This is a genomic window from Pseudomonas sp. P2S-1, from assembly GCF_057197725.1.
This window is the reverse complement of the sequence record NZ_CM170068.1, coordinates 4,862,996-4,889,978: the sequence shown is the minus strand read 5'-3', so window position 1 is coordinate 4,889,978 and position 26,983 is coordinate 4,862,996. Positions and strand designations below refer to the sequence as shown.

The following is a 26,983-nucleotide window of genomic DNA, read 5'->3' as shown; positions in this document are numbered from 1 at the left end:
GACGTCAAATCAACGCTTTACCGGCGCCGGTTGCTGCTGGGTCAGGCAGTGGATATTGCCACCGCCCAGCAGCAGTTCACGACCGGGCACCATGACCACTTCGTGATCCGGGAAGAGGCGCGCGAGGATCGCTCTAGCCTCGGCGTCGGCCGGGTCGTTGAAGCTCGGGGCGATGATGCCGCCGTTGACGATCAGGAAGTTCACGTAGGACCCGGCCAGGCGCGAGGACGGGCTGCGCTCCTGGCTGCCGGCGACCATGTCGACGCCGTCGCACTCGTCCTGGGTGGCGTACATCGGGCCCGGAATCGGCATCTTGTGCACCACGAAGGTCCGCCCCTTGGCATCACGCTGGCTTTCCAGCACCGCCATGGCCGCACGGCAACGGGAATAGTTGGGGTCATTGGAATCATCGGTCCAGGCGAGTAACACTTCGCCCGGGCTGACGTAACAGCAGAAGTTATCCACATGACCGTCGGTTTCGTCGTTGTACAGGCCATCCGGCAGCCAGACGATGGTGTCCACGGCGAGGTTGTCGCGCAGGATGTCCTCGATCTGCCCGCGGTTCAGGTGCGGGTTGCGGTTGGCGTTGAGCAGGCATTCCTCGGTGGTGATCAGGGTGCCTTCGCCATCGACATGGATCGAGCCGCCTTCGAGCACGAAGCCCTCGGTGACATAACGCTCGCTACGCTCCAGGCCCATGATCTTGCCGGCCACCTGCTCGTCGCGGTTCCACGGTGCATACAGGCCGCCATTGAAGCCGCCCCAGGCGTTGAAGCCCCAGTCCACGCCGCGCACTTCGCCATTGTCGTTGATCACGAAGGTCGGGCCGGTGTCACGCACCCAGGCGTCGTCGTTGCTCAGTTCGACCACACGGATATTCGGCTCGCCGGCCAGGCGCGACACGGCATTCTCGTATTGCGCGGCAGACACGCCGACGGTCACCGGTTCGAAACGGGCGATGGCCTTGGCCACAGCCGTGTGGGCCGCCTGGGCCGGCTTGCCACCAAGGCGCCAGTTATCCGGACGCTCCGGCCAGATCATCCAGACCTGGGTTTGCGGCGCCCATTCGGCGGGCATGTGGAAGCCATCGGCACGGGGAGTAGAACTCAGAGTCTTCATGGGGGCGAACCTTGGTGGATGTTCAAGTGAACGAATTTATATCCGATAAATATCGACAATGAAAGCCGTGAAATAAAATCATCACACTTAAAAAAGCCGGTTAAACCGATACAAATCGACTTAACCGGCTTCGATTCACGGCGCTAGAGCTCTTCTGACAACACCCGGGCGATGCTGTCCACGAAGAAATCGACACTTTCCCTGGTAGTGCACATCGGCGGCTTGATCTTGAGGATGTTCAGGTAGTCGCCGGTGGGCTGCATGAAGATCCCCAGGTCGCGCAGGCGATTGCACAGGATCATGGTTTCCTCGCTGGCCGGCTCCAGGGTATCGGGGCTGCGCACCAGTTCCAGGCCCAGGTAGAAACCGGAACCGTGTACCGCGCCCGCCAGCGGATATTCATCGACCAGGCGCTGCAGCCGCGCCTTGAAGTAAGCGCCCACCTCACGGGCGTTTTCCCACAGGCCTTCCTCGGCCATCACGTCCAGCACCGCCATGCCGATCCGGCAACTGACCGGGCTGCCGCCGGCGGACGAGAAGAAGTAACCCTCGGCTTCGAGTGCCTCGGCGATGGCCCGGGTGGTGATCACCGCGCCCAGCGGGTGGCCGTTGCCCATGCCCTTGGCCATGGTGATGATGTCCGGCACCACGCCCTGCTCTTCGAAGCCCCAGAACCACTCGCCCATGCGCCCGTAGCCAACCTGTACCTCGTCGGCGATGCACACCCCGCCGCGCTCGCGGACCCTGGCATAGACCTGTTGCAGATAACCCGGCGGCAGTGGAATGCCGCCGGCATTGCCGTACACCGGCTCGCAGATGAAGCCGGCGAGCTGGCGACCGGTGGCGTCCACCTCGGCCAGGGTGGCATCGACATCGCGCACATAGTCGGCGGTGCTGTCGCTGCCGCGGTATTTGCCGCGATAGGTGTTCGGCGCGGTCACCGGATGCACCCACTCCGGCCTTGTAGTCAGGGCCTGCGGATTGTCGGCGATGGAGGTGGAAATCGCGTCGGTAGCCACCGACCAGCCATGGTACGCCTCCAGCACGCTGAGCACGTCGCGCCCGCCGCTGGCGGCCCAGGCCAGGCGAATCGCCAGGTCGTTGGCCTCGGTGCCACTGTTGACCAGGAACACCCGGTCCATGCCCTTCGGTGCCAGGGCCAGCAGGCGCTCGGAGAATTCGGCGATGGCTGCATAGTGGAAGCGCGAGTTGGTGTTGAGCAACGACCATTGTTTTGCGGCCTCGCTGACCATGCGCGGGTGACCGTGGCCGAGCACGGCGACGTTGTTGAGCATGTCGAGGTAGGAGCGCCCCTGCAGGTCGATCAGATAATTGCGCCAGCCACGCTCGATCTGCGGCGGCTGCTGATAGTAGTGCTTCTGCGAGCGGGCGAAGCTGGCGTCGCGGCGCGCCAGCAGGGCTTGCGCATCACCCAGGGGCGCGGCATCGCAGTCAAAACCGAGCAAACCCGCCGGCGACGGACAGACCGCCTGCCAGGCCCCGGCCCGCGAGGGCACGACAAAGGCTGGTGGTCGCAGGCCCGGGACCCGGCACAGCTGCACCGTGAGGCTGTCGCCGCTTTGCCCGAGGCCCTGCCCGGCTTCGACCGCTTGCCCGTCCGCCAGCACGTCACCACAGCCCCACAGCCACAGGCTGAGCTGCGCACCCTGCAGGCAGCCGCGGTTCGGGCCATCGACCTGCCAGGTGCCAGCGAATGGCGCGACCAATGGGGTGCCCTGGGCCAGATGCAGCTCCACCTGCAAGGCGAAGGTTTCCGGCTCGCGCGGGTTATCGATATGGGTACGGGACAGGCGGTACTGGCCATACAGCGAAGAGGCCGGGGCCGGCGTTTGCAGCAGCAGTTGCTGGTCGATGCCCGGGGCTTCCCAGTTGCCGGCGCTGAAATGCTCGCTGAGCACGCCGAGATCGACCCGGTTCACCGCCTGCCCGCTCAAACCCGCGACCAGCGGCAGGCAATTGCCCGGCAGCGAGCACTCAGGCTCAAGGCCGACGGCCTGGAAGATCGCCGCCTCCATCAGGGCGAACGGCACGCTGTCGGCGACCTCGAAGATTTCCCATTCATGCGCCAGGTTGTCGCGGATATACGCATTGCCGGGCTCGACGCTCACCTGCTGCTCGCTGCTGAGCACCAGCACCGCGGCACGGGCGACGATCAGCGGCCAGAGCGCCTTGAGTTCGGCCTCGGTCAGCGGGTTGATGGCGTGATAGGCGGCCACTGCCGGGAGGATCCGCAGCGGATCGCCTTCGGCATGGTGCAGCAGCGCGGCGCAGGTCACCGACAGGTCGGCGATGCGCCAGGTGTGCAGCAGGTCGCCGAAGTCGATTACGCCCTGCAACTGCCACTCGCGTTCGCCGTCGCGTTGCCAGACGGCATTGTCGTCGGTGAGGTCCAGATGCACCGCCTGCCGCGGCAGGTCGGCCTGCACTGCGGCCAGTGCCTCCTGCGCCTGGGCGGCGGCAGCCTGCACCCGTTGCTTGCGCGGGCCCTCGGCGAGCACCGGCACCAGGTGGGCGATCAGCGCCTGGGCATGCTGCGGGTCCCATTGCAGGGTGCGGGTCAGGCCCGGGTGGCTGAAGTCGGCGAGGGCCCGGTCGACCCGGGCACACAGGGCGCCCAGCTCGGCGATCAGGCGCGGCGGCAGGTGCTTGATCCGAGTCAGGGTCTGGCCGTCTATATAGTCGAGCAGGCGAGCGCGCACGCTCTGGCCATCGATGTCCAGCGCGAGCAACTGCTCACCGGACAGCGTCGCCCGTACCGCCGGTACCGGCACACCGCGCTCGCGCAAATAGCCGAGGGCTGCATGCTGGGCCTCCAGTTCCACTGCCGAATAACTGCCATGGCAGACCTTGAGCACATAACGACCCTGCGCGCTGTCGACGCGGAAATTCAGGTCCTGCTGACTGCCCAGCGCCTGCAGCGCGCCATCCACTCCATAGTGCTGGTTGAGCAAGGCGCGGGCCTGGCGTTCGCTAAGGGTGGGGCAAGGCTGGCTTGCTCGGCTGAGAAGAGTGCTGAGGGGCATGGCGGAGACCTCGGTTTTTTTGCGCTATATCGCCATCAGCCCTGCCATTAAGCAAGTGCAGTGGTTAAAATTACGCACAATTGACCGTGATTTCGTTGCGTAAAACGGCACGAAACGGTTATCCGGCGCAATCTGCTTGCACGCACCCGCCGGTGCCCACAAGCTATGCGCTTTTTGCTCAATGTCAGTTATGGAAGAAAGGCAGCCAAACATGCGAATTCTTATCACCGGCGGAGCCGGGTTCATCGGTTCGGCGCTGGTTCGCCATCTAATCGACAACACCGAGCACGAAGTGCTCAACCTTGACAAGCTGACCTACGCCGGCAACCTGGAATCGCTGCAGAGCATCGTGACCAATACCCGCTACGAGTTCGTCCAGGCCGATATCGTCGACCAGGCAACCGTCAGTGCCGTGCTCGAGCGCTTCAAGCCTCACGCGATCATGCACCTGGCAGCAGAGTCCCATGTCGACCGTTCCATCGATGGTCCTTCGGACTTCATCCAGACCAATATCGTCGGCACCTACAGCCTGCTGGAAGCCGCTCGCGGCTATTGGTCCAAGCTCCCGGCCGGCGAGCGTGAAGCCTTCCGCTTCCACCATATTTCCACTGACGAAGTGTACGGCGACCTGCATGGCGTCGACGACCTGTTCACCGAAACCACCCCGTACGCCCCCAGCTCCCCGTACTCGGCGAGCAAGGCCGCATCCGACCATCTGGTCCGCGCCTGGAACCGTACCTACGGCTTGCCGGTGCTGCTGACCAACTGCTCGAACAACTACGGGCCGTTCCACTTCCCGGAAAAACTCATTCCACTGGTGATCCTCAACGCCTTGGCGGGCAAAGCGCTGCCGGTCTACGGCAACGGCCTGCAAGTGCGTGACTGGTTGTTCGTCGAAGACCACGCGCGCGCCTTGTTCAAGGTCGTGACCGAGGGTGTGGTCGGCGAGACCTACAACATCGGCGGCCATAACGAACAGAAGAATATCGACGTAGTGCGCGGCATCTGCGCGCTGCTCGAAGAGCTGGCGCCACAGCGTCCGGAAGGCGTGGCCAACTACGCCGACCTGATCACCTACGTCAAGGATCGCCCTGGCCACGACCAGCGCTACGCCATCGACGCCAGCAAGATCGAACGTGAGCTGGGCTGGGTTCCCGAAGAAACCTTCGAGACCGGCCTGCGCAAGACCGTCCAGTGGTATCTGGACAACCTGGAATGGTGCCGCCACGTGCAGGACGGTAGCTACCAAGGGCAACGCCTGGGCACCTCCGACTTCAAGGACCTGATTGCATGACCAAAGGTATCGTCCTGGCGGGTGGCTCCGGCACCCGTCTGCACCCCATCACCCTCGGCGTTTCCAAGCAACTGCTGCCGATCTACGACAAGCCGATGATCTACTATCCGATCTCGGTCCTGATGCTCGCCGGCATTCGCGAGATCCTGCTGATTTCCACACCACAGGATCTTCCGCAATACCGCCAGTTGCTGGGCGACGGCAGCCAGTTCGGTGTCGAGATCAGCTACGCCGAACAACCGTCTCCGGACGGTCTGGCCCAAGCGTTCCTGATCGGTGAAGAGTTCATCGGCAACGATTCGGTCTGCCTGGTACTGGGTGACAACATCTTCCACGGCCAGGGCTTCACTCCACAACTGGTCAAGGCCGCCAGCCATGCCAAGGGTGCCACCGTCTTCGGTTATTGGGTCAAGGATCCGGAGCGTTTCGGCGTGGTGGAATACGACGCCGAAGGCCGTGCCATGTCGATCGAAGAAAAACCCAAGCAGCCCAAGTCGAGCTACGCGGTCACTGGTCTGTATTTCTATGACAACGACGTGGTCAACATCGCCAAGGCGGTCAAGCCATCGCCACGGGGCGAACTGGAGATCACTGACGTCAACAATGCCTACCTCAAGCGCGGCGACCTGCGGGTCGAACGCCTGGGCCGTGGTTTTGCCTGGCTCGACACCGGCACTCACGACAGCCTGCTGGAAGCATCGCAGTATGTGCAAACCATCGAGCATCGCCAGGGCCTGAAAGTCGCCTGTCTGGAAGAAATCGCCTATCAGCACGGCTGGATCAACTCCGAACAACTGACCGTACGGGCAGAAGCTCTGAGCAAAACCGGCTATGGTCAATATCTGCTTGGATTGATGAGCAAGACACGATGAAGGTCACCACCAGTACGCTACCCGACGTCCTGATCATCGAACCGAAGGTGTTCGGCGATGCGCGAGGTTTTTTCTACGAAAGCTTCAACGAGCGTGAGTTCGCGGCACAAACCGGCGTCAACGCTCATTTCGTCCAGGACAATCACTCGCGCTCGCAGAAAGGCGTGCTGCGTGGTCTGCATTACCAGATCGAACATGCTCAAGGTAAAGTGGTGCGGGTCACGGCCGGCGAAGTACTCGACGTCGCCGTTGACCTGCGCCGCAGTTCTCCGAATTTCGGGCGCTGGACCAGTATCCGCCTGTCGGCGGAGAACAACCGGCAGCTGTGGATTCCGCCTGGGTTTGGCCACGGTTTCGTGGTCCTGACCGACTACGCCGAGTTCCTCTACAAGACCACCGATTACTACTATCCGGAAGCCGAGCGCTGCGTACGCTGGGACGATCCGACACTGGCCATCGACTGGCAACTCGAGGACACGCCGCTGCTCTCGGCCAAGGACCAGAACGGCAAGCTGCTGAAAGACGCGGACCTGTTCCCATGAAGATCCTCGTCTGCGGCCGCAACGGCCAGGTGGCCCAGACCCTGCAGCAGACCCTGGGTGACCTGGGCGAACTGCACGTCCTCGGCCGCGACCAGCTCGACCTCGCCCACCCCGAACGCATCGCCGACCGGGTCCGCGCCATCGCCCCCGACCTGATCATCAACGCCGCCGCGCATACGGCGGTGGACCAGGCCGAGAGCGAGCCGGAGCTGGCCTTCGCGATCAATGCCCAGGCGCCAGGCGTCTTCGCCGAAGAAGCCGCGCGCCTGGGCATCCCGCTGATCCACTACTCCACCGACTACGTCTTCGACGGCAGCAAGCAAGGCCGCTACACCGAGGACGACGCGACCAATCCGCTGGGCGTTTACGGCCAGAGCAAGCTGGCGGGCGAACAGGCGATTGCCGCGGTCGGCGGGCAGCACCTGATCCTGCGCACCAGCTGGGTCTACTCGACCCACGGCCGCAACTTCCTGCTGACCATGCAGCGCCTGCTGCAGGAAAAGCCGGAACTGCGCGTGGTCGCCGACCAGATCGGCGCGCCGACCTGGGCCGGGACTATCGCCAACAGCACCCGCCAATTGATCCAGCGCTGGCAGGCCGGCCAGGCCGGGGCCTGGGGCGTGTACCACCTGACCGCCGAGGGTGAAACCTCGTGGTTCGGTTTCGCCCAGGCCATCGGCGAGCAGTTGAAGGCCCAGGGCAAGCCCTGCGCCAACCTGGTGCCGATACCGTCCAGCGAGTACCCGACGCCGGCCCGCCGGCCGTTGAACTCGCGCCTCGATTGCAGCCGCCTGCAACGCGAGTGGCAGGTCAGCCAGCCCGACTGGCACCAGGCGCTGATCGACTGCCTGAAGTAGCGCATAATGCGCCAGACCTTTCTGGCGCATTTTCCGCGATGACCATGACCCCCAGCCTTCCCCGCCGTCCCCGCTGGCGCAGCCTCGCCCTTCTGGCCCTGTGCCTGGCGCCGCTGCTCTGGCCGCTGAACCGCCTCGCCGAGCACTACTACCAGGACGAACTGGCCAGCCAGAACCGCCAGACCCTCGACCTCTACGTCGCCAACCTGCTCGGTACCCTGCGCCGCTTCGAGGCCTTGCCACAGATCCTCGGCGACCTGCCGACCCTGCGCGACGTGCTGGCGGACCCGCTGCGCCTGGAATTCCAGACCAACGCCAACCGCCGCCTGAAGGAGATCAGCAGCCAGACCGGTGCCGAAGTCATCTACCTGATGGACGCCAAGGGCAACACCCTGGCCGCCTCCAACTGGGACAAGAAGGACAGTTTCATCGGTCGCAACTTCTCCTTCCGCCCGTACTTCAGCGACGCCACCGCCGGGCGCCTGGGGCGCTTCTTCGGCCAGGGCACCACCTCGGCCAAGCGCGGCTACTTCTTTGGTGCGCCGGTGTGGGACAACGGCCAGGTGATCGGCGTGCTGGTGGTCAAGGTCGACCTCGACCACACCGAGACCCTCTGGGGCAAAAGTCCGGAACAACTGCTGCTGACCGACAGCAACGGCGTGGTGGTGCTGACCTCGCGCCCGGAATGGCGTTTCCGCGCCACCCGGCCGCTGAGCGATGAAGACCGCCAGTCGATCACCGCGATCCAGCCCTACCCGACCCAGGAGCCGCAACCGCTCAACCTCAACCGCCAGGCCTGGCTGATCCAGACCCGCTCGATTCCGGAAACCGGCTGGGAAGTGAACATCCTCGCGCCAAAGGTGCTGGTGGACCGTTCGGTCAGCACGGTGATGGCCGTGGGCGGCGCCACCCTGCTGGTGGTGATGCTGCTGGTCGGCCTGGTCATGCAGCGGCGCCGCCACTACATGGACCGCATCGATTTCGAAGCCCGCGCCCGCCACGACTCGGAAAAGCGTGTAGTCGAGCGCACCGCCGACCTCGAAGGCCTCAACCGCCGCCTGAAAAGCGAGGTACTCGAGCGCGAACAGGCCCAGCAGGAGGCCGCCCGCGCCCAGGACGAACTGGTCCAGGCCGGCAAGCTGTCGGTGCTCGGGACCATGTCGGCGAGCATCAGCCACGAACTCAACCAGCCCCTGGCAGCGATCCGCAGCTACGCGGAAAACGCCGAGATCCTTCTCGACCACCAGCGCATCGACGACGCCCGCGGCAACCTCAAGCTGATCAACGAACTGACCGGGCGCATGGCCTCGATCATCGCCCACCTGCGCGCCTTCGCCCGCCGCGATCGTCACGCTCCGGAAAGCGTGGCTCTGCAACCGGCGCTGGACGACGCCCTGGCCCTGCTGGCCAAGCGGCGTCGGGCCATGGCCGTGGAACTGATCCGCGACCTGCCGGAAGCCACGCTGTGGGTCCAGGCCGGGGAAACCCGCCTGCGCCAGGTGCTCGGCAACCTGCTGGCCAACGCCCTCGACGCCCTCACCGAAAAGGCCAACCCGCGCAAGCTGTGGCTAAGTGCCGAACGCCGCGATGACTACGTCTACCTGACGATCCGCGACAACGGTCCAGGCTTTACCAGCCAGGCCATGGCCCACGCCCGCGAGCCGTTCTTCACCACCAAGACTCGCACCCAGGGCCTTGGCCTGGGCCTGGCGATCTGCGACACGCTGATGCGCGCCCTCGGCGGCGAGTTGTTGCTGGCCAACCACCCGGAGGGCGGCGCGCTGCTGACCCTGCAACTGCGCGTGGCCAAGCCCGGCGCCAACCTACAGACTTCCGAGGACTCCCTGGCATGACCGAGCCCCTGATCGACAGCCGCACCCAGGTGATCCTGGTCGATGACGACCCGCACCTGCGCCAGGCCCTCAGCCAGACCCTCGACCTCGCCGGCCTGCGCGTCCTCGCCTTGAGCGACGCCCAGGGCCTGGCCCAACGCATCGAGGCCGACTGGCCAGGCGTGGTGGTCAGCGATATCCGCATGCCCGGCATCGACGGCCTGCAACTGCTGGAGCAACTGCACGGCCAGGACCCGGACCTGCCGGTGCTGCTGATCACCGGCCACGGCGATGTGCCGCTGGCGGTGCAGGCCATGCGCGCCGGGGCCTATGACTTCCTGGAAAAACCCTTCGCCAGCGACGCCCTGCTCGACAGCGTGCGCCGCGCCCTGGCCCTGCGCCGCCTGGTGCTGGACAACCGCAGCCTGCGCCTGGCCCTGAGCGACCGTCAGCAACTGAGCGGGCGCCTGGTCGGCCATTCGCCGTCGATCCAGCGCCTGCGCGAACAGATTGGCGCCCTCGCCGGGACCCGTGCCGACGTGCTGATACTCGGCGAGACCGGCGCCGGCAAGGAAGTGGTGGCCCGCGCCCTGCACGACCTGTCCAGCCGTCGCGACGGGCCGTTCGTGGCGATCAATGCCGGCGCCCTGGCCGAATCGGTGGTGGAAAGCGAGCTGTTCGGCCACGAGCCCGGGGCCTTCACCGGCGCGCAGAAGCGCCGTATCGGCAAGTTCGAGTTCGCCAATGGCGGCACCCTGTTCCTCGACGAGATCGAGAGCATGAGCCTGGACGTGCAGGTCAAGCTGCTGCGCATGCTGCAGGAGCGGGTGCTGGAGCGTCTGGGCGGCAACCAGCAGATCCCCCTGGATATCCGCGTGATCGCCGCGACCAAGGAAGACCTGCGCCAGTCCGCCGACCAGGGCCGCTTCCGTGCCGACCTGTATTACCGCCTCAATGTCGCGCCGCTGCGTATCCCGCCGCTGCGCGACCGAGGCGACGACATCCTCGTACTATTCCAGCACTTCGCCGATGCCGCCAGCGAACGCCACGGCCTGCCCGCCCATGAGCTGCAACCGGCGCAGCGCGCCATGCTCCTGCGCCACACCTGGCCAGGCAACGTACGCGAGCTGCAGAACGCCGCCGAACGCTTCGCCCTCGGCCTGGAGCTGGCCCTCGACGGCCAGGCCGAAAACAGCGCCGCCCCCCAGGACCTGCCACCGGCCGATGGCAATCTCAGCGAACAGGTCGAGCATTTCGAGCGCTCGCTGATCGCCGCCGAGCTGGCCCGCTCGCACAGTTCCATGCGCAGCCTGGCCGAAGCCCTCGGCATCCCGCGCAAGACCCTGCACGACAAGCTGCGCAAGCACGGCCTGAGCTTCGCCGACAGCCATGCCAGCGAAGACCCGGAGGAAAGCCGCTGATGAGCAGCGACCTGGAAAGCATCCTGCACCACGACATCCCGCTGACCCGGGAAATGGGCATGAGCGTGCTCGACTGGCAGCAGCAGCGCCTGCGCCTGCGTTTGCCGCTGGAGCCCAACGTCAACCACAAGAGCACCATGTTCGGTGGCAGCCTGTATTGCGGCGCGGTGCTGGCGGGCTGGGGCTGGCTACACCTGCGCTTGCAGGAGGCAGGGGTCGATGACGGGCATATCGTCATCCAGGAAGGCGCGATCAGCTATCCGTTGCCGGTGACCGGCGCAGCCGTCGCGGTGTGCGAAGCGCCGGAGGAGAAGGTCTGGGAGCGTTTCCTCAAGACCTACGCACGCCACGGCCGGGCACGCCTGAGCCTGCATACCCGGGTGTTCAACGAAGGAAGCGAAAAGCCCGCCGTGGAGTTCGACGGGCAGTACGTGCTACACCGCTGAGGCGAGGGCCAGCAGCTTGGCGCGCCATGGCGCGGCGGCCGGCAGGCCGAGGAAGAATGGGTTGCGCAGGGATTCGAGGGCAGGATAAACGAACGCCTCGCCGTCCAGGCCCAGCACCTCGCCGCCCGCGCCTTCCAGCACGCCCTGGGCGGCGGCGGTGTCCCACTGCGAGGTCGGCGCCAGACGCGGATAGCAATCGGCGGCGCCTTCGGCCAGCAGGCAGAACTTCAACGAGCTGCCGATATTGGCCAGTTCCAGCTCGCCCAGCGCTTCGCCGAGGCCAGCCAGCAGACGCTCCTGCTCCGGACTGGAATGTCGGCGGCTGGCAACCACGGTGAACGCCTGGCCCGGCGGCGGTGCCAGGCGCACCTGGATCGCCTCGACCGAACCATCGGCCTCGGCACGCCAGGCCCCGATGCCCTGACCGCCGTAGTAGCAACGGCCATTGACCGGCATCGCCACCACGCCGAACACCACCCGCCCCTGTTCGATCAGGGCGATGTTCACGGTGAACTCTTCGGTGCCAGCGATGAACTCCTTGGTCCCGTCCAGCGGGTCCACCAGCCACCAGCGCTGCCAGGCCTGGCGCTTCTCCAGCGGGATGTCGCAGTCCTCTTCCGAGAGCACCGGGATCTCCGGCGCCAGCGCCAGCAGGCCCTCGGCGATGACCTTGTGCGCGGCCAGGTCGGCGGCAGTCACCGGGGACTCGTCGGCCTTGGCAGTCACCGCCACATCAGCGCGCCAGAACGGCAGGATGGCCTCGCCTGCACGGCGGGCCAGTTCGACTACCTGGGGCATCAGCTCGACAGGGTTCATACCGGGAACACTCCACGTTGGGTCAGCAGGTCGCGTACCAGGTACAGCGCCGCCAGCGCCCGGCCCTCGGAGAACTGCGGATGCTGGGCCAGGGCCGACAGCTCGCGCAGGCTGACGCGGTCGACGCGCATCGGCTCCGGCTCGTCGCCCGGCAGGCTTTCCTCGTAGAGGTCGGTGGCGAGCACCACCTGGATCTTCTGGCTCATGTAGCCGGGGGATAGCGACAGCTCGGTGATGTGCTCCAGTTGTCGAGCACCGTAGCCGGCCTCTTCCTTCAGCTCGCGGTTGGCCGCCGCCAGCACGTCCTCGCCGGGCTCGATCAGGCCCTTGGGCAGGGACACCTCGTACTCGTCGGTGCCACCGCAGTATTCCTCGACCAGCACCGCATGCTCGCTGTCGAGCATCGCCACGATCATCACCGCGCCATAACCATTACCCCGGCCGACCAGGCGTTCGTAGGTGCGCTCGGTGCCGTTGGAAAAGCGCAACTGCACGGCTTCGACACGGAACAGGCGGCTGCTGGCGACGATCTCGCTGGAGAGGACGGTGGGTTTCTGGCGCATGAGGGGGCGGCTCCTTGGCGGTAACGGGGTACTATACCGCCCACCACGGCCCGACCGAACGAGAATCTTTAACATGCTGCCTCTCGCCTGGCGCGATATCGATACCGTCCTGCTGGACATGGACGGCACCCTCCTCGACCTGCACTACGACAACCATTTCTGGATGGAGCTGCTGCCCCAGCGCTATGCCGAGCACCACGGCATCAGCCGGGCCATGGCCGAGCTGGAGATCCAGCCGCTGTTCGAGCGGCATGCCGGATCGTTGAACTGGTATTGCCTGGATTTCTGGACCCGCGAGCTGAAGCTGCCGATTCGTGAGTTGAAGCAGCAGAGTGCCGACCTGATCGCCCTGCGACCGGATGCGGATACGTTCCTCGCGGCACTGCGGGACGCGGGCAAGCGGGTGATCCTGATCACCAACGCGCACCGTGATTCGCTGTCGCTGAAGCTGGAGCGGGTGGCCCTGGCGCCGTATTTCGAGCGGCTGATCAGCTCGCACGACTATGGTTTCCCCAAGGAAAACCAGCAGTTCTGGAGTGCCTTGCGCACGGATACCGGGTTCGATCCGTCGCGCAGCCTGTTCATCGACGACACCCTGGCGATCTTGCGCAGCGCCCGCGCCTTCGGCGTCGCCCACCTGCTCGCCGTGCGCCAGCCGGACAGCCGCAAGCCTGCGCGCGATACCGAGGAATTCGCGGCGCAGGAAGACTACCGGGCTTTACTGGAAGGACTCTAAGGCCAACACGGACCCTGTGGGAGCTGGCTTGCCAGCGATGACGCCAGACCAGACACCACCGTTGCCAGACCCATAGCAATCGCTGGCAAGCCAGCTCCCACAGGGGTCTGAGCCAACCGATAGAACGGGGTCTAATCCGGAATACGCAGCACCTGCCCCGGATAGATCTTGTCCGGATGGCTCAGCATCGGCTTGTTGGCCTCGAAGATCTTGTTGTACTTGTTGGCATCGCCATACACCTTCTTGGAAATGGCACTCAGGGTATCGCCCTTCTCCACCGTGACGAACCGCGCCGCCTGCGCCACCGGCCCGGCCACGGTGATCTGGTCATCCACCGACGCCACACCCGCGATATTGCCCAGGGCCAGAAGAATCTTCTCCTTCTCTTCCTGACTGCTCACCTCGCCCGTGACCGTCACCGTGTCACCGTTCACCGTGGCCTGCACATTGGGGTTGCCGAGCCCCACCTTGGCCACATGCTCCTTGAGCTGCTCACCGGCATTGGCATTGCCGGGCGTCAGCAGATCGATGAGTTTTTCTCCCGCTTCCTTCACGAAACTGAACAGACTCATGACGCTCTCCCTGATAAAGGATTCTCGGAGCCCAAAGTCTAGGTCAGGTTAGAATGCCCCGCCCCCCAGCCCCGAGACGACGATGGACATCAAACAGCTGAAATTCCTCATCGCCCTGGACGAAACCCGTCACTTCGGCCAGGCCGCCGCGCTGTGCCACGTGACCCAGCCGACCCTGTCGATGCGCCTGCGCAACCTGGAACGCGAGCTGGGGCTGGAGCTGGTCAACCGCGGCCAGCGCTTCGAGGGCTTTACCGCGCAAGGTGAACGGGTGCTGGCCTGGGCGCGCTCGGTGCTCGCCGCCTACGACGGTTTGCAGGCCGAAGCCGCCGCCTGTCGCGGACATCTGGCCGGCACCCTGCGCCTGGGCATGGTGCCGCTGTCCAGCTTCGACCCGCTGCCGCTGCTGCAACGCCTGCACCGCCAGCATCCGGAACTGGCCTTCGAACTCAGCGCCCTCAGCTCCGAACAGATCCTCGAACAGCTCACCAGCAACCGCCTCGACCTCGGTCTTTCCTACCTGGAACGCCTCGACCAGGAGCGTTTCGAAGCCCTGCCGCTGGGTGAATCGCCCATGGGCCTGCTCTACGACCCGGCACACTTCCACTTCGACGATGCCCCGCTGCACTGGGAAGCCCTGGCCGAGCTGCCCCTGGGCCTGCTCACCGCCGGCATGCATTTCCGCCAGTCGGTGGACCACAACTTCCACAGCCGCGGCATCACCCCGCGCCTGCTGTTGCAGACCGATGCCGTCCATCAGCTGGTCCAGGCCGTGCACGGCGGCCTGTGCTGCGCAGTGATGCCGCTGGGCAGCGGCCTCGAAGCGGTGACCGGCGGCCTGCGCCTGCAGCCTATCGACCAGGCCACCACCCTCGCCCCGCTGGGCCTGATCATGCGCCGCACCGCGCCGCGCTCGGCCCTGGCCGAAGCCTGTATCGCCGAGTACCGGAAACTGCTCGACGAGGCATGATCGACGCGCTCTATCGGCACATCGGCAGAAGCGATTAGACGATACCCGAGCACAGGCCTAGGCTTATAAATCGAATTAGCCTTGCCGGTATTCCAATAAATGAGCAGCAAGCCTCCGGTTTGCGCGGCCTCCACAAGCCTGGAAGCCCCTGCCGCCAGCGTGCGTTACGACTACAGCCAGCTCGAAGACCAGTCTCCCGCCAGTGCCGACCTCGCCGAGGAAGTGGCCCTGGCCATCGCCTTCAACGGCATCAGCCAGGCGGTGATGTTGGTCAGCCCCACCGATCTCGACGATTTCGTGGTGGGGTTCAGCATCGGTAGCGGCATCGTCGACAGCGCCGACGACATCTACGACATCAAGCTCGCCGGAAGCGGCTCGGCCCTGCATGCCCAGGTGGAAATCGCCAGCCGGGCGTTCTGGAACCTCAAGAACCAGCGGCGCCAACTGGCCGGCACCAGCGGCTGCGGGCTGTGCGGCGTGGAAGCCGTGGAGCAGGCCCTGCCTGACCTCAAGGTGCTACCCGGCGCCCCGCTGCCACCCGCTGAATGGCTGGTCGGCCTGCGCCAGCGCATCGCCGATTTCCAGCCCCTTGGCCAGCACTGCGGCGCGGTCCACGCGGCGGCGTTCATGGACGCCAGCGGCGAACTGCTGTTCGGTCGCGAAGACATCGGCCGGCACAACGCCCTCGACAAACTGATCGGCGCCCTGGTCCGCCAGCGCATCGACACCCGTGGCGGCCTCGCCGTGGTCACCAGCCGTTGCAGCCTGGAACTGATCCAGAAAGTCCTGCGCGCCGGCATCCAGACCCTGGTCAGCTTCTCGTCGCCTACCGGCCTGGCCCTGCAATGGGCCCGGCGCCATAACCTGAACCTCATCCACCTGCCGCAGCACAGTGCACCAAGGGTCTACAGCCCTGCACGGGAGAACAGATCGTGAGCCTGCATCATCAAGCCGACCAGAAACCCGTTCCGCGCTACAAACCCTACAACGGCGCCGCCGGTGGCTGGGGCGCGCTGCGCAGCGTGGTCCAGGCGTGGGTCGGTAGCGACAACGCCCTGAAGAACATCCGCGCCCTGCTCAAGACCAACCAGAACGGCGGCTTCGACTGCCCGGGCTGTGCCTGGGGCGACTCGCCGGAACACGGCATGGTCAAGTTCTGCGAGAACGGCGCCAAGGCGGTGAACTGGGAAGCGACCAAGCGCCGCGTCGACCCGACCTTCTTCGCTCGCCACAGCGTCACCTCGCTGCTCGCCCAGAGCGACTACTGGCTCGAGTACCAGGGCCGCCTGACCGACCCGATGCTCTACGACCCAGTCGGCGACCGCTACCGGCCGGTCAGTTGGGACGACGCCTTCGCCCTGATCGCCCGCCACCTGAACGCGCTGGAAAGCCCGGACCAGGCCGAGTTCTACACTTCCGGCCGGGCCAGTAACGAAGCGGCGTACCTGTACCAACTGTTCGTCCGCGCCTACGGCACCAACAACTTCCCGGACTGCTCGAACATGTGCCACGAGGCCAGCGGCGTGGCCCTCGGGCAGAGCGTCGGGGTCGGCAAGGGCACGGTCACCTTCGATGACTTCGAGCACGCCGACGCCATCTTCGTCTGGGGCCAGAACCCCGGCACCAACCACCCGCGCATGCTCGAACCACTGCGCGAGGCGGTGGAGCGCGGTGCCCAGGTGGTGTGTATCAACCCGCTCAAGGAGCGCGGCCTGGAACGCTTCCAGCACCCGCAGCACCCGATCGAGATGCTGACCAACGGCGACAAGCCGACCAACACCGCGTTCTTCCGCCCGGCCCTCGGCGGCGACATGGCGATGATGCGCGGCATGGCCAAGTTCCTCCTGCAATGGGAACGCGAGGCGCTGGCCAAGGGCGAGGAGCCGATCTTCGACCACGCCTTCATCGCCGAGCACACCGCTACCGTCGATGACTACCTGGCGGTGGTCGACGCCACCTCGTGGGAGCAGATCGAAACCCAATCGGGCCTGACCCTGGGCGAGATCGAACTGGCCACGCGCATGTACGTGAAGGCGAAGAAGGTCATCATGTGCTGGGCCATGGGTATCACCCAGCACCGCCACTCGGTGCCGACCATCCAGGAAATCGCCAACCTCATGCTGCTGCGCGGCAACGTTGGTGTCCCGGGCGCAGGCCTGTGCCCGGTGCGTGGCCACAGCAACGTGCAGGGCGACCGCACCATGGGCATCAACGAGCGTCCGCCGGTGGCGCTGCTCGACTCCCTGGAGCGCCGTTTCGGCTTCCCGGTGCCGCGGCATAACGGCCACAACACGGTCGAAGCGATCCACGCCATGCTCGAAGGCCGGGCCAAGGTCTTCATCGGGCTGGGCGGCAACTTCGCCCAGGCCACCCCGGACACCGACCGCACCGCCCAGGCCCTGCGCAACTGTGACCTGACCGTGCATATCAGCACCAAGCTCAACCGCAGCCACCTGATTCACGGCAAGGAAGCGCTGATCCTGCCGTGCCTGGGCCGCACCGATATCGACCAGCAGGGCGAAGGCCCGCAGGCCGTGACCGTGGAAGACTCGTTCAGCATGGTCCACGCCTCCAATGGCCAGCTCAAACCGCTGTCGAAGGAAATGCGCTCGGAGCCGGCGGTGATCGCCGGGATTGCGGCCGCGACCGTGGGCAAGCATCCGGTGGACTGGAACTGGCTGATCGCCGACTACGACCGTATTCGCGACCTGATCGCCGATACCATTGGCGGCTTCGACCAGTTCAACGAGCGACTGAAGCACCCGGGTGGCTTCTACCTGGGCAACAACGCTGCCCAGCGCGTGTGGAAAACCGCCAGCGGCAAGGCCAACTTCAAGGCCAACCGCCTGCCGGACGACCTGCTGCATGAAGGCGTGCGCGCGACCGGCAAGCTGCCGGACCTGATCATGCAGTCGATGCGTTCCCACGATCAGTACAACACCACCATCTATGGCCTGGACGACCGTTACCGCGGGGTTCGCGGCCAGCGCAACGTGCTGTTCGCCAACGAGGCGGACATCATTCGCCTGGGCTTCAACCCGGGGGACAAGGCCGACATCGTGTCGCTGTGGGGTGATGGGCTGGAGCGCCGGGTGACCGGGTTTACCTTGCTGGCGTTCGATATCCCGGCGGGGCAGGCGGCGGCTTACTATCCGGAGGTGAACCCGCTGGTGCCGCTGGAGAGCGTGGGGGATGGCAGCCATACCCCGACGTCGAAGTTCGTGGCGATCCAGTTGAAGCCGGCCAGCTTTGAGGCCCGGATTATCTAGGTTGTTGCTGATGGCCCTATCGCTGGCAAGCCAGCTCCCACAGGGATCGCGTGCACCGCAAAACCTGTGGGAGCTGGCTTGCCAGCGATAGGGCCATCAAATCCTCTACAAAACTGTCAGAAGGGCACATCCCCCAGGATCGTCGCCCGATGCATCACCCGCCTCTCCGGCCGGTAATCATCCACCGCGTAATGCTGGGTCACGCGGTTATCCCAGAACGCCACATCCCCCACCTGCCAGCGCCAGCGAATGGTGAACTCCGGCCGCGTGGCATGGGCGAACAGCAGCTTCAAAATCGCTTCACTCTCCTGCTCGCTCAATTCATTGACCCGGGTAGTGAACCCGTCACTGACGAACAACGACTTCCGCCCACTCACCGGATGCGTCCGAATCACCGGATGCGAGATCGGCGGATTGGCCTTGCGCGTCGCTTCCCAGCGTGCCAGGTCCTCCGGCGTGCTGCCAAACCGCGCCAGGGGGAATGACTTGGTGAAGTCGTGGGTCGCCGTCAGCCCGTCCAGCAAACGCTTCAACGGCTCCGACAGCGCCTCGTAGGCGGCGATCCCGCTGGCCCACAAGGTATCCCCGCCAAACGCCGGCACCTGCCTGGCCGCCAGCACCGCACCCAGCGCCGGGGTCGGCAGGAAGGTCACGTCGGTGTGCCAGATGGCGTTGTCGCGCACGTCGGTGACGGCGGTATCCAGCACCAGCACCTGCGGGGTTTCCGGGATGTTCGGGTAGATCGGATGGATATGCAGGTCGCCGAACTGCGCAGCGAAATTGGCCTGCTGCTGTGGGGTGATCGACTGCTCGCGGAAGAACAGCACCTGGTGCGCGAGCAGGGCGTGCTCGATGGCATCGCGGGTGGTGGCGTCGATCTCGCGGCTGAGGTCCACGCCACTGATTTGGGCACCGAGCGCCGGGCTCAGCGGGGTAATGATCAGGCTCATGTCTGTCTCACTAAAAATTCGTTATCAGTGGCTCTGGCCGTGCCACGGCACCAGCTTGCGTTGCAGTGCGCGCAGGCCCATTTCCAGGGCGAAGGCGATCAGGGCGATGACCAGGATCCCCAGCACCACCACGTCGGTGACCAGGAACTGCGCCGCCGACTGGACCATGAAGCCCAGCCCGCTGGTGGCCGCGATCAGCTCGGCGGCGACCAGGGTCGACCAGCCCACGCCAAGGCCGATGCGCACGCCGGTCAGGATGTCCGGCAGGGCGCTGGGCAGGATCACATGGCGAATCAATTGCGCCTTGCTCGCCCCCAGCGACTGCGCGGCACGCAGCTTGGCCGGATCGACGGTGCGCACGCCGGTGGCGGTGGCAATGGCGATCGGGGCGAAGATCGCCAGGTAGATCAGCAGCACCTTGGACAGCTCGCCGATACCGCACCAGATGACGATCAGCGGCAGGTAGGCCAGCGGTGGAATCGGCCGGTAGAACTCGATCAGCGGATCGAGCACGCCACGGGCGATCCGGTTGCGGCCGATGGCGATGCCGATCGGGATCGCGGTGAGGATCGCCGCGCCCAGGGCCAGGCCGATACGCCCGAGGCTGGCACCGAGGTGCTGCCACAGGGTGGATTCCATGTAGCCCTGGGTCAGCAGCAGCCAGGCCTTGCCCAGCACCGCTTCCGGCGAGGGCAGGAACAGCGGCTCGATCCATTCCGCCGCGGTCACCAGCCACCACAGCGCCAACAGGCCGCCGAGGGTCAGGCCGCTGATCCAGCGGGTGCTCAGGGTGCGGCGCACACGAGGTGCGGCGGCGGTCGGTTTGGCCGTTACCGGCAGTTCGAGGCTGCTCATGCGGACTCCCTGCGTTGCGAGAAGACCCGCGCCAGCACGTGCTCGCGGGTTTCGATGAAGCGCGGATCGGATTTGATCGAGCGCGCCGATTCGCCGGCCGCATAGCGCTGGCCGAAGTCCAGTTGCAGGCGCTCCACCACCCGCCCGGGATTGGGCGCGAGAAGGATCAGGTCGGTGGCGAGGAACACCGCTTCCTCGATGTCATGGGTGATCAGGAACACCGGCTTGGCCGTGCGCTGCCAGACCTGCAGCAGCAGTTCCTGCATTTGTTCGCGGGTGAAGGCGTCGAGGGCGCCAAAGGGTTCGTCCATCAGCAGCACCCGAGGGTCGGCTGCCAGCGCGCGGGCCAGGCCGACGCGCTGTTTCTGGCCGCCGGAGAGCTGCCAGATGCGCCGTTCGGCGAAATCGGCGAGGTCCACCAGGGCCAGCATTTCCCGGGCCGTATTTTCACGCTCTGGACGCGGCACACCCGCCAGCTCCAGGCCGAAAGCAACGTTGGCCAGCACGTCCTGCCAGGGCAGCAGGGCATCGTCCTGGAACACCACGCCACGTTCGGCGCTGGGGCCCTGCACAGGCACCCCGTCAAGGGTGATGCGTCCGGCGCTCGGGCTGACGAAGCCGGCGATCAGGTTGAGCAGCGAGGTCTTGCCGCTGCCGGAAGGGCCGAGGGCCACCAGCAGTTGCTGCGGGCCCAGGCTCAGGGAGATGTCGGCGAGCACCGGTTCGGCGGCGCCGGGGTACTGTGCGCTGATGCGCTCCAGCTGTAACAGGGCCATGACGACTCCGGGACTCAGTGAGTGATGAACGAAGAACTGACGTACGGCGAATAATCCGGCAGCACCGCCTCGACCTTGCCCTGCTCCTTGAGGAACCTGGCGGTCTCGGTGATCGCCTGGGTGGTCGGTGCGCCAAGGGCGGCGACCTGGTCGGCGGCCAGCGGGAACACGTTGCCTTGCAGCAGGGCCGGGATATCGCTGGTCTTGGCGCCGGACAGCTTGGCCAGCTTGTCGACGTTGGCCTTGTCGGCCAGCCAGGCTTGCGGGTCCTTGCGGTAGTCGGCGTAGGCGTCGAGGGTCACCTTGGCGAAGGCCTTGACCACGTCCGGGTGCTTGGCGGCGAAGTCCTTGCGCACGATCCAGGCGTCGAAGGTCGGTGCGCCTTTCTGCGCCAGTTCGCCGGAGGTGATCAGCACCTTGCCGTTTTCCTTGGCGACACCCAGCGCCGGGTCCCAGACGTAGGTGGCATCGATATCACCGCGTTTCCAGGCGGCGATGATCGCCGGTGGCGCGAGGTTGAGGATCTGCACCTTGGACGGGTCGATGTTCCACTGCTTCAGCGCCGCCAGCAGGCTGTAGTGGCCGGTGGAAACGAAGGGCACGGCGACTTTCTTGCCGATCAGGTCCTGGGGCGAATTGATCCCGGCACCCTCGCGGGCGACCAGGGCTTCGGCAGCGCCGATCTGGGTGGCGATGAGGAAGGTTTCCACCGGCAGCTTGCGGGTCGCGGCGGCGGCCAGCGGGCTGGAGCCGAGGTAGCCGATCTGCACGTCTCCGGAGGCGACGGCGGTGATCACATCGGCGCCGTTGTCGAATTTGCGCCAGTTGATGCTGGCCTTGCTGGCCTGTTCATAACGACCGTCGACCTGGGCCACCTTGGCCGGGTCGACGGTGGTCTGGTAGGCGACGGTCAGGTCGGCAGCCTGGGCGAAAACGGCGGCACCGGCCAACGCCAGGGCGGAAAACAGGCGCAGTGGGGCGAAGAAGGTCATGTTGCACTCCTGGCGGGCAGTAATGGGTAGTGGATGCAACAAAGACTAATTGATCTAAGAAAACAGAAATAAATAACTTTTTCGAATTAGCTTAGGAGACAAAGATTGATGGCCTCTGGGGCCGCTGTGCGGCCCTTCGCGGGCAAGCCACGCTCCTACAGGGGTACGCGGTGTTCTTGTAGGAGCGTGGCTTGCCCGCGAAGGACCGCAAAGCGGTCCCCTGGGACTGTTGAATCTGTGTTGCTACAGCAACAACCCTCTGTCTATCCATATTCCCAATCGTTAGTTCAAATAATTTTTATACACGATTACGGTATATACACCGGACCACCGGACCCCAGTGCTTTTCTGTCGATTTCCCAGAAGATGAGGTCAGGTCATGTCCAATCTCGCCACCACCACCGTCCACAGCGATCTGGACACCGCGCCGCTGCTACTGCCCGCCAACGTCCTGCGCAGCGACGCCGAGGCCATTCAGGCCGCCCATGAACTGGCCGCCGTCGCCCGCCCCCAGGCCGGCAAGCGCGACCAGCAACGCAAACTGCCGTGGGCCGAGGTCGAGCAGTTCACCCGCAGCGGCCTGGGCAGCATCAGCATTCCCCGTGAATACGGCGGACCGGGGCTGTCCTTCAGCGCCCTGGCCGAAGTGTTCCGCGTCATCAGCGCCGCCGATCCGGCGCTCGGGCAGATTCCGCAGAACCAGGTCGGCATCCTCCAGCTGATCCGTGGCGCCGCCACCGAGCAGCAAAAGGAAGTGCTGTTCCAGTCCGTACTGGACGGCTGGCGCATCGGCAATGCCGGGCCCGAGCGCGGTACGAAGAACACCTTGGAACTGAAGGCGCGCATCACCCGCCAGGGCGACGGCTACGTGATCAGCGGCCAGAAGTTCTATTCCACCGGCGCCCTGTTCGCCCACTGGGTGGCGGTCAAGGCACTCAACGACGAGGGCCGCCAGGTGATGGCCTTCGTCCGCCGCGGCAGCCCGGGGCTGCGCATCGTCGACGACTGGTCCGGGTTCGGCCAGCGCACCACCGCCAGCGGCACCGTGCTGCTCAACGAAGTGCCGGTGGACGCCGAACTGGTGATCGAGAACTGGCGCATCGGCGACGTGCCGAACATCCAGGGCGCTGTGTCCCAGCTGATCCAGACCGCCATCGATGCCGGCATCGCCGAAGCCGCCATCGACGACACCATCGCCTTCGTCCGCGAACGCGCCCGGCCGTGGATCGATGCCGGCGTCGAGCGCGCCAGCGACGATCCCTACGTAATCGCCGATATCGGCCGCCTCAAGCTCGAACTGCACGCCGCCAACGCCCTGCTGGCCAAGGCCGCCAGGGTGCTGGACGAGGTGAACGCGGCCCCGGTGACCATCGAATCCGCCGCCCGCGCCTCCATCGCCGTGGCCGAGGCCAAGGTACTCAGCACCGAGATCTCCCTGCTCGCCAGCGAGAAGCTGCTGGAGCTGTCCGGCAGCCGCGCGACCCTTGCCGAATTCAACCTCGACCGTCACTGGCGCAACGCCCGGGTGCACACCCTGCACGACCCGGTGCGCTGGAAATACCACGCCGTCGGCGCCTTCCACCTCAACGGCAGCCTGCCCGCCCGGCACTCCTGGATTTGACCAGACCACTGGAGCCCCTTTGATGAGCCACGTTTCCCTTCCGCACTACGACGTGCCGGTGATCGTCGACGACGCCCAGGCGCTTGCCATCGCCGAACAGATCGCCGGCAAACTGCAACAGGACAGCATCCTGCGCGACCGCGAACGGCGCCTGCCCCATGCCGAGCTGGAGCTGTTCTCGCGCTCCGGGCTGTGGGGCATCAGCGTACCCAAGGCCTACGGCGGCGCGGGTGTTTCCAACGTCACCCTGGCAAAAGTCATCGCCCGTATCGCCGAGGCCGACAGCTCCCTGGGGCAGATTCCGCAGAACCATTTCTACGCCCTCGAAGTGCTGCGGGTGAACGGTAGCGAGGCGCAGAAAAAGCGCCTTTATGCCGAGGTTCTGGCGGGCGTGCGCTTCGGCAATGCCCTGGCCGAACTGGGCACCAAGACCGCCCACGACCGCACCACCCGCCTGACCCGCGACGGCGACCAGTTGCGCATCAACGGCCGCAAGTTCTACGCGACCGGCGCGATCTACGCCCAGCGCATCCCCACCTCGGTGGGCGATGAAAACGGCGTGCAGCAACTGGCCTTCGTCCCTGCCGACAGCAGCGGTTTGCGGGTAATCGACGACTGGAGCGGCTTCGGCCAACGCACCACCGGCAGCGGTTCGGTGGTCTTCGATAACGTCGCGGTCGCCGCCGAGGACGTGGTGCCCTTCCAGAGCGCCTTCGAGCGCCCGACCCCGGTCGGCCCGCTGGCGCAGATCCTCCACGCCGCCATCGACACCGGCATCGCCCGCGCCGCCTACGAGGATGCCCTGCACTTCGTGCGTACTCGCACCCGGCCGTGGATCGATTCCGGCCATGACCGGGCCAGCGAAGACCCGCTGACCCTGAAATCCGTCGGCCACCTGGCGATCCGTCTGCATGCCACCGAGGCCCTGCTGGAGCGTGCCGGCGAATTCCTCGACCGCGCCCAGGCCGAGCCCAACGCCGAGACCGTGGCCGCCGCCTCCATCGCCGTGGCCGAGGCGCGGGCCATCAGCACCGAGATCTCCCTGGCGGCCGGCAGCACCCTGTTCGAGCTGGCCGGCAGCCAGGCCACCCTCGCCGAGCACGGCCTCGACCGTCACTGGCGCAACGCCCGCACCCACACCCTGCACGACCCGGTGCGCTGGAAGTACCACGCCATCGGCAACTACTACCTGAACGCGCAGAACCCACCGCTGCGGGGGACCATCTGATGGCGAAGAAGAAGATCCTGCTCAACGCCTTCAACATGAACTGCGTCGGGCATATCAACCACGGCCTGTGGACCCACCCGCGGGATACCTCAAGCCAGTACAAGACAATCGAATACTGGACCGAACTGGCGAAACTGCTGGAGCGCGGGCTGTTCGACGGCCTGTTCCTGGCCGATATCGTCGGGGTCTACGACGTCTACCAGCGGTCGGTGGACGTGCCGCTGAAGGAGTCGATCCAGCTCCCGGTGAACGACCCGCTGCTGCTGGTCTCGGCCATGGCGGCGGTCACGCAGCACCTCGGTTTCGGCCTGACCGCCAACCTCACCTACGAGCCGCCTTACCTGTTCGCCCGGCGCCTTTCCACCCTCGACCACCTGAGCCGTGGCCGGGTCGGCTGGAACATCGTCACCGGCTACCTCGACAGCGCGGCCAAGGCCATGGGCCTGGACGCGCAACCCGAGCACGACCGCCGCTACGACCAGGCCGACGAGTACCTGGAAGTGCTCTACAAGCTGTGGGAAGGCAGCTGGGAGGACGGCGCGGTGATCAATGACCGCCAGCAGCGGATCTACGCCCGGCCGGACAAGGTGCACAAGGTTCGCCACCAGGGCGAGTTCTACAAGGTCGAGGGGTATCACCTCTGCGAACCGTCGCCGCAGCGCACCCCGGTGCTGTTCCAGGCCGGCGCGTCCGAGCGCGGCCTGGGCTTTGCCGGGCAGCATGCCGAGTGCGTGTTCATCAGCGGCCAGAACAAGGCCGCGACCCGCGCTCAGGTGGACAAGGTGCGTGCCGCTGCCGTGGTCGCCGGACGTGATCCGCAGGCGATCAAGGTGTTCATGGGTATCACGGTGATCGTTGCCGCCACCGAGGAGCAGGCCCGGGCCAAACACGCCGAGTACCTGCGCCATGCCAGCGCCGAGGCCGGGGTGGCGCATTTCTCCAGTTCCACCGGCATCGACTTCTCCGCCTATGAGCTGGACGAACCGATCCAGTACGTGAAGAGCAATGCCATCCAGTCAGCGACCAGGAACCTGCAAAGCAACGACTGGACCCGCCGCCGCCTGCTCGACCAGCACGCCCTGGGCGGGCGCTACATCACCCTGGTCGGCTCGCCGGAGCAGGTCGCCGACGCGCTGGAAAGCTGGATCGCCGAGACCGGCCTGGACGGCTTCAACCTGGCCCGCACGGTGACTCCGGAAAGCTACGAAGACTTTATCGACCTGGTCATTCCGGAGCTGCAGAAGCGTGGCTCGTACAAGACCGCCTACGACAGCGGCAGCCTGCGGGAAAAGCTCTTCCCTGCCGGCACTGCCCACCTGCCCGCCGAGCATCCCGGCGCCAGCTACCGCCACCCGCACACCACCACCGCACACAAGAACGGAGCGCTCCAGCATGCTTAAGACCCTTATCAGCCGCCCCGTCGCGGCACTATCCCTATCAATCGGCCTCTCCCTCGGCCTGATCGGCGCCAGCCATGCTGCCGATGCCCTGAAAGTCGGCACCACCGCAGCCTTCGCCGTGCCGCTGGAAGCAGCGGTCAGCGAAGCCAAGAAACAGGGCCTGGATGTCGAGCTGATCGAATACAGCGACTGGATCGCGCCCAACGTCAGCCTCAATGCCGGCGATATCGACGTGAACTACTTCCAGCACATCCCCTTCCTGGAAAACGCCAAGGCGGCCGGTGGTTTCGACCTGACACCCTACGCGCCGGGGATCATCAACAACGTCGGCCTGTACTCGAAGAAATACAAAAGCTTCGACGAACTGCCGCAAGGTGCCACCGTGGCCATCGCCAACGACCCGATCAACAGCGGGCGCGGCCTGCAACTGCTGGCCAAGGCCGGGTTGATCACCTTGAAGGACGGCGTCGGCTACAAGGCCACCGAAGAGGACATCGTCGCCAACCCGAAGAAGATCAGGATCCTGCAGGTCGAAGCCGTGCAACTGGTGCGCGCCTACGATGATGCCGACCTGGTCCAGGGCTACCCGCACTACATCCGCCTGGCGAAGACCTTCGATGCCGAATCGGCGCTGCTGTTCGACGGTATCGACCACAAGGAATACGTGATCCAGTTCGTGATCAAGCCCAAGAGCAAGGACGACCCGCGCCTGGCGAAATTCATCGATATCTACCAGCACTCGCCGGTGGTCCGTGCGGCGCTGGACAAGGCCCACGGCAAGCTCTACCAGCCGGGCTGGGAGGGCTGA

24 protein-coding genes are annotated in these 26,983 nt (G+C 65.6%); 15 read left to right on the top strand and 9 right to left on the bottom strand.

Annotation, left to right across the window (positions count from 1 at the left end):
• Nucleotides 1–9: 9 nt before the first annotated feature.
• Together aguA and AC2CQI_RS21915 are read right to left on the bottom strand one after the other, a co-directional pair.
• Nucleotides 10–1,119 (bottom strand): agmatine deiminase, encoded by a 1,110-nt coding sequence (gene aguA, locus AC2CQI_RS21920; RefSeq protein WP_075804952.1) that lies wholly within the window; start codon nt 1,117–1,119, stop codon nt 10–12.
• 143 nt (nt 1,120–1,262) lie between these two features.
• Nucleotides 1,263–4,163: an aminotransferase gene (locus tag AC2CQI_RS21915; RefSeq protein WP_484577865.1), complete on the bottom strand. Its 2,901-nt coding sequence runs from the start codon at nt 4,161–4,163 to the stop codon at nt 1,263–1,265.
• 211 nt (nt 4,164–4,374) lie between these two features.
• Here AC2CQI_RS21915 and rfbB point away from each other — a divergent pair, with 211 nt between their 5' ends.
• Genes rfbB through AC2CQI_RS21880 form a run of 7 tightly spaced genes read left to right on the top strand, consistent with a single transcriptional unit; the run spans nt 4,375 to nt 11,427 of the window.
• Nucleotides 4,375–5,457, top strand: coding sequence for a dTDP-glucose 4,6-dehydratase (gene rfbB / locus AC2CQI_RS21910; RefSeq protein ID WP_075804954.1), 1,083 nt, complete (start codon nt 4,375–4,377; stop codon nt 5,455–5,457).
• On the top strand, nt 5,454–6,329 hold the full coding sequence (gene rfbA, locus AC2CQI_RS21905; RefSeq protein WP_075804955.1) for a glucose-1-phosphate thymidylyltransferase RfbA: 876 nt from the start codon (nt 5,454–5,456) through the stop codon (nt 6,327–6,329). The genes rfbB and rfbA overlap by 4 nt, the downstream gene beginning before the upstream one ends.
• Nucleotides 6,326–6,871 (top strand): dTDP-4-dehydrorhamnose 3,5-epimerase, encoded by a 546-nt coding sequence (gene rfbC, locus AC2CQI_RS21900; protein ID WP_484577864.1) that lies wholly within the window; start codon nt 6,326–6,328, stop codon nt 6,869–6,871. Before rfbA ends, rfbC begins: the two co-directional genes overlap by 4 nt.
• Nucleotides 6,868–7,728, top strand: a complete 861-nt coding sequence (rfbD, locus tag AC2CQI_RS21895) for a dTDP-4-dehydrorhamnose reductase (protein ID WP_484577863.1) — start codon at nt 6,868–6,870, stop codon at nt 7,726–7,728. Before rfbC ends, rfbD begins: the two co-directional genes overlap by 4 nt.
• Before the next feature lie 38 nt (nt 7,729–7,766).
• The gene (locus tag AC2CQI_RS21890) at nt 7,767–9,581 is read left to right on the top strand and encodes a sensor histidine kinase (RefSeq protein ID WP_075804958.1); all 1,815 of its coding nucleotides are present in this window, start codon (nt 7,767–7,769) and stop codon (nt 9,579–9,581) included.
• On the top strand, nt 9,578–10,981 hold the full coding sequence (locus tag AC2CQI_RS21885) for a sigma-54-dependent transcriptional regulator (protein WP_484577862.1): 1,404 nt from the start codon (nt 9,578–9,580) through the stop codon (nt 10,979–10,981). Before AC2CQI_RS21890 ends, AC2CQI_RS21885 begins: the two co-directional genes overlap by 4 nt.
• Nucleotides 10,981–11,427, top strand: coding sequence for a YiiD C-terminal domain-containing protein (locus AC2CQI_RS21880; RefSeq protein WP_484577861.1), 447 nt, complete (start codon nt 10,981–10,983; stop codon nt 11,425–11,427). Before AC2CQI_RS21885 ends, AC2CQI_RS21880 begins: the two co-directional genes overlap by 1 nt.
• Here AC2CQI_RS21880 and cysQ read toward each other — a convergent pair.
• Nucleotides 11,416–12,243 carry a 3'(2'),5'-bisphosphate nucleotidase CysQ gene (gene cysQ / locus AC2CQI_RS21875; RefSeq protein WP_484577860.1) on the bottom strand — a complete coding sequence of 276 codons (828 nt, stop codon included), beginning with the start codon at nt 12,241–12,243 and terminating at the stop codon, nt 11,416–11,418. The two genes, AC2CQI_RS21880 and cysQ, sit on opposite strands and share 12 nt — an antisense overlap.
• Nucleotides 12,240–12,806 carry an ADP compounds hydrolase NudE gene (nudE, locus tag AC2CQI_RS21870; RefSeq protein WP_075804962.1) on the bottom strand — a complete coding sequence of 189 codons (567 nt, stop codon included), beginning with the start codon at nt 12,804–12,806 and terminating at the stop codon, nt 12,240–12,242. The genes cysQ and nudE overlap by 4 nt, the downstream gene beginning before the upstream one ends.
• A gap of 73 nt (nt 12,807–12,879) precedes the next feature.
• Here nudE and yrfG point away from each other — a divergent pair, with 73 nt between their 5' ends.
• Nucleotides 12,880–13,542: a GMP/IMP nucleotidase gene (gene yrfG, locus AC2CQI_RS21865; protein WP_075804963.1), complete on the top strand. Its 663-nt coding sequence runs from the start codon at nt 12,880–12,882 to the stop codon at nt 13,540–13,542.
• A gap of 131 nt (nt 13,543–13,673) precedes the next feature.
• Here yrfG and lysM read toward each other — a convergent pair whose 3' ends face one another.
• A complete protein-coding gene (gene lysM / locus AC2CQI_RS21860; protein ID WP_484577859.1) occupies nt 13,674–14,114 on the bottom strand; it encodes a peptidoglycan-binding protein LysM in 441 nt (146 codons plus the stop codon).
• Between the two features lie 82 nt (nt 14,115–14,196).
• On the opposite strand from lysM, the gene AC2CQI_RS21855 reads away from it, so the two are divergent.
• From AC2CQI_RS21855 to AC2CQI_RS21845, 3 genes are all read left to right on the top strand, one after another.
• A complete protein-coding gene (locus AC2CQI_RS21855; RefSeq protein ID WP_484577858.1) occupies nt 14,197–15,084 on the top strand; it encodes a LysR family transcriptional regulator in 888 nt (295 codons plus the stop codon).
• Nucleotides 15,085–15,183: 99 nt separating this feature from the next.
• Nucleotides 15,184–16,020 carry a formate dehydrogenase accessory sulfurtransferase FdhD gene (gene fdhD / locus AC2CQI_RS21850; protein WP_484577857.1) on the top strand — a complete coding sequence of 279 codons (837 nt, stop codon included), beginning with the start codon at nt 15,184–15,186 and terminating at the stop codon, nt 16,018–16,020.
• The gene (locus tag AC2CQI_RS21845; RefSeq protein WP_075804967.1) at nt 16,017–18,353 is read left to right on the top strand and encodes an FdhF/YdeP family oxidoreductase; all 2,337 of its coding nucleotides are present in this window, start codon (nt 16,017–16,019) and stop codon (nt 18,351–18,353) included. The genes fdhD and AC2CQI_RS21845 overlap by 4 nt, the downstream gene beginning before the upstream one ends.
• A gap of 116 nt (nt 18,354–18,469) precedes the next feature.
• On the opposite strand, the gene tauD is transcribed toward AC2CQI_RS21845, so the two are convergent.
• Genes tauD through tauA form a run of 4 tightly spaced genes read right to left on the bottom strand, consistent with a single transcriptional unit; the run spans nt 18,470 to nt 21,926 of the window.
• Nucleotides 18,470–19,303 carry a taurine dioxygenase gene (gene tauD, locus AC2CQI_RS21840; RefSeq protein ID WP_484577856.1) on the bottom strand — a complete coding sequence of 278 codons (834 nt, stop codon included), beginning with the start codon at nt 19,301–19,303 and terminating at the stop codon, nt 18,470–18,472.
• A gap of 24 nt (nt 19,304–19,327) precedes the next feature.
• Nucleotides 19,328–20,158, bottom strand: a complete 831-nt coding sequence (tauC, locus tag AC2CQI_RS21835; protein ID WP_484577855.1) for a taurine ABC transporter permease TauC — start codon at nt 20,156–20,158, stop codon at nt 19,328–19,330.
• Nucleotides 20,155–20,934, bottom strand: coding sequence for a taurine ABC transporter ATP-binding subunit (gene tauB, locus AC2CQI_RS21830; protein WP_484577854.1), 780 nt, complete (start codon nt 20,932–20,934; stop codon nt 20,155–20,157). The genes tauC and tauB overlap by 4 nt, the downstream gene beginning before the upstream one ends.
• 14 nt (nt 20,935–20,948) lie before the next feature.
• A complete protein-coding gene (gene tauA / locus AC2CQI_RS21825; RefSeq protein WP_484577853.1) occupies nt 20,949–21,926 on the bottom strand; it encodes a taurine ABC transporter substrate-binding protein in 978 nt (325 codons plus the stop codon).
• Between the two features lie 379 nt (nt 21,927–22,305).
• Here tauA and AC2CQI_RS21820 point away from each other — a divergent pair, with 379 nt between their 5' ends.
• Genes AC2CQI_RS21820 through AC2CQI_RS21805 form a run of 4 tightly spaced genes read left to right on the top strand, consistent with a single transcriptional unit; the run spans nt 22,306 to nt 26,983 of the window.
• Nucleotides 22,306–23,547, top strand: coding sequence for an SfnB family sulfur acquisition oxidoreductase (locus AC2CQI_RS21820; RefSeq protein ID WP_484577852.1), 1,242 nt, complete (start codon nt 22,306–22,308; stop codon nt 23,545–23,547).
• 22 nt (nt 23,548–23,569) lie between these two features.
• Nucleotides 23,570–24,775 (top strand): SfnB family sulfur acquisition oxidoreductase, encoded by a 1,206-nt coding sequence (locus tag AC2CQI_RS21815; RefSeq protein WP_484577851.1) that lies wholly within the window; start codon nt 23,570–23,572, stop codon nt 24,773–24,775.
• Entirely contained in the window at nt 24,775–26,175 is a 1,401-nt protein-coding gene (locus tag AC2CQI_RS21810) for an LLM class flavin-dependent oxidoreductase (RefSeq protein WP_484577850.1), read from the top strand. The genes AC2CQI_RS21815 and AC2CQI_RS21810 overlap by 1 nt, the downstream gene beginning before the upstream one ends.
• Nucleotides 26,168–26,983: a MetQ/NlpA family ABC transporter substrate-binding protein gene (locus AC2CQI_RS21805; RefSeq protein ID WP_484577849.1), complete on the top strand. Its 816-nt coding sequence runs from the start codon at nt 26,168–26,170 to the stop codon at nt 26,981–26,983. The genes AC2CQI_RS21810 and AC2CQI_RS21805 overlap by 8 nt, the downstream gene beginning before the upstream one ends.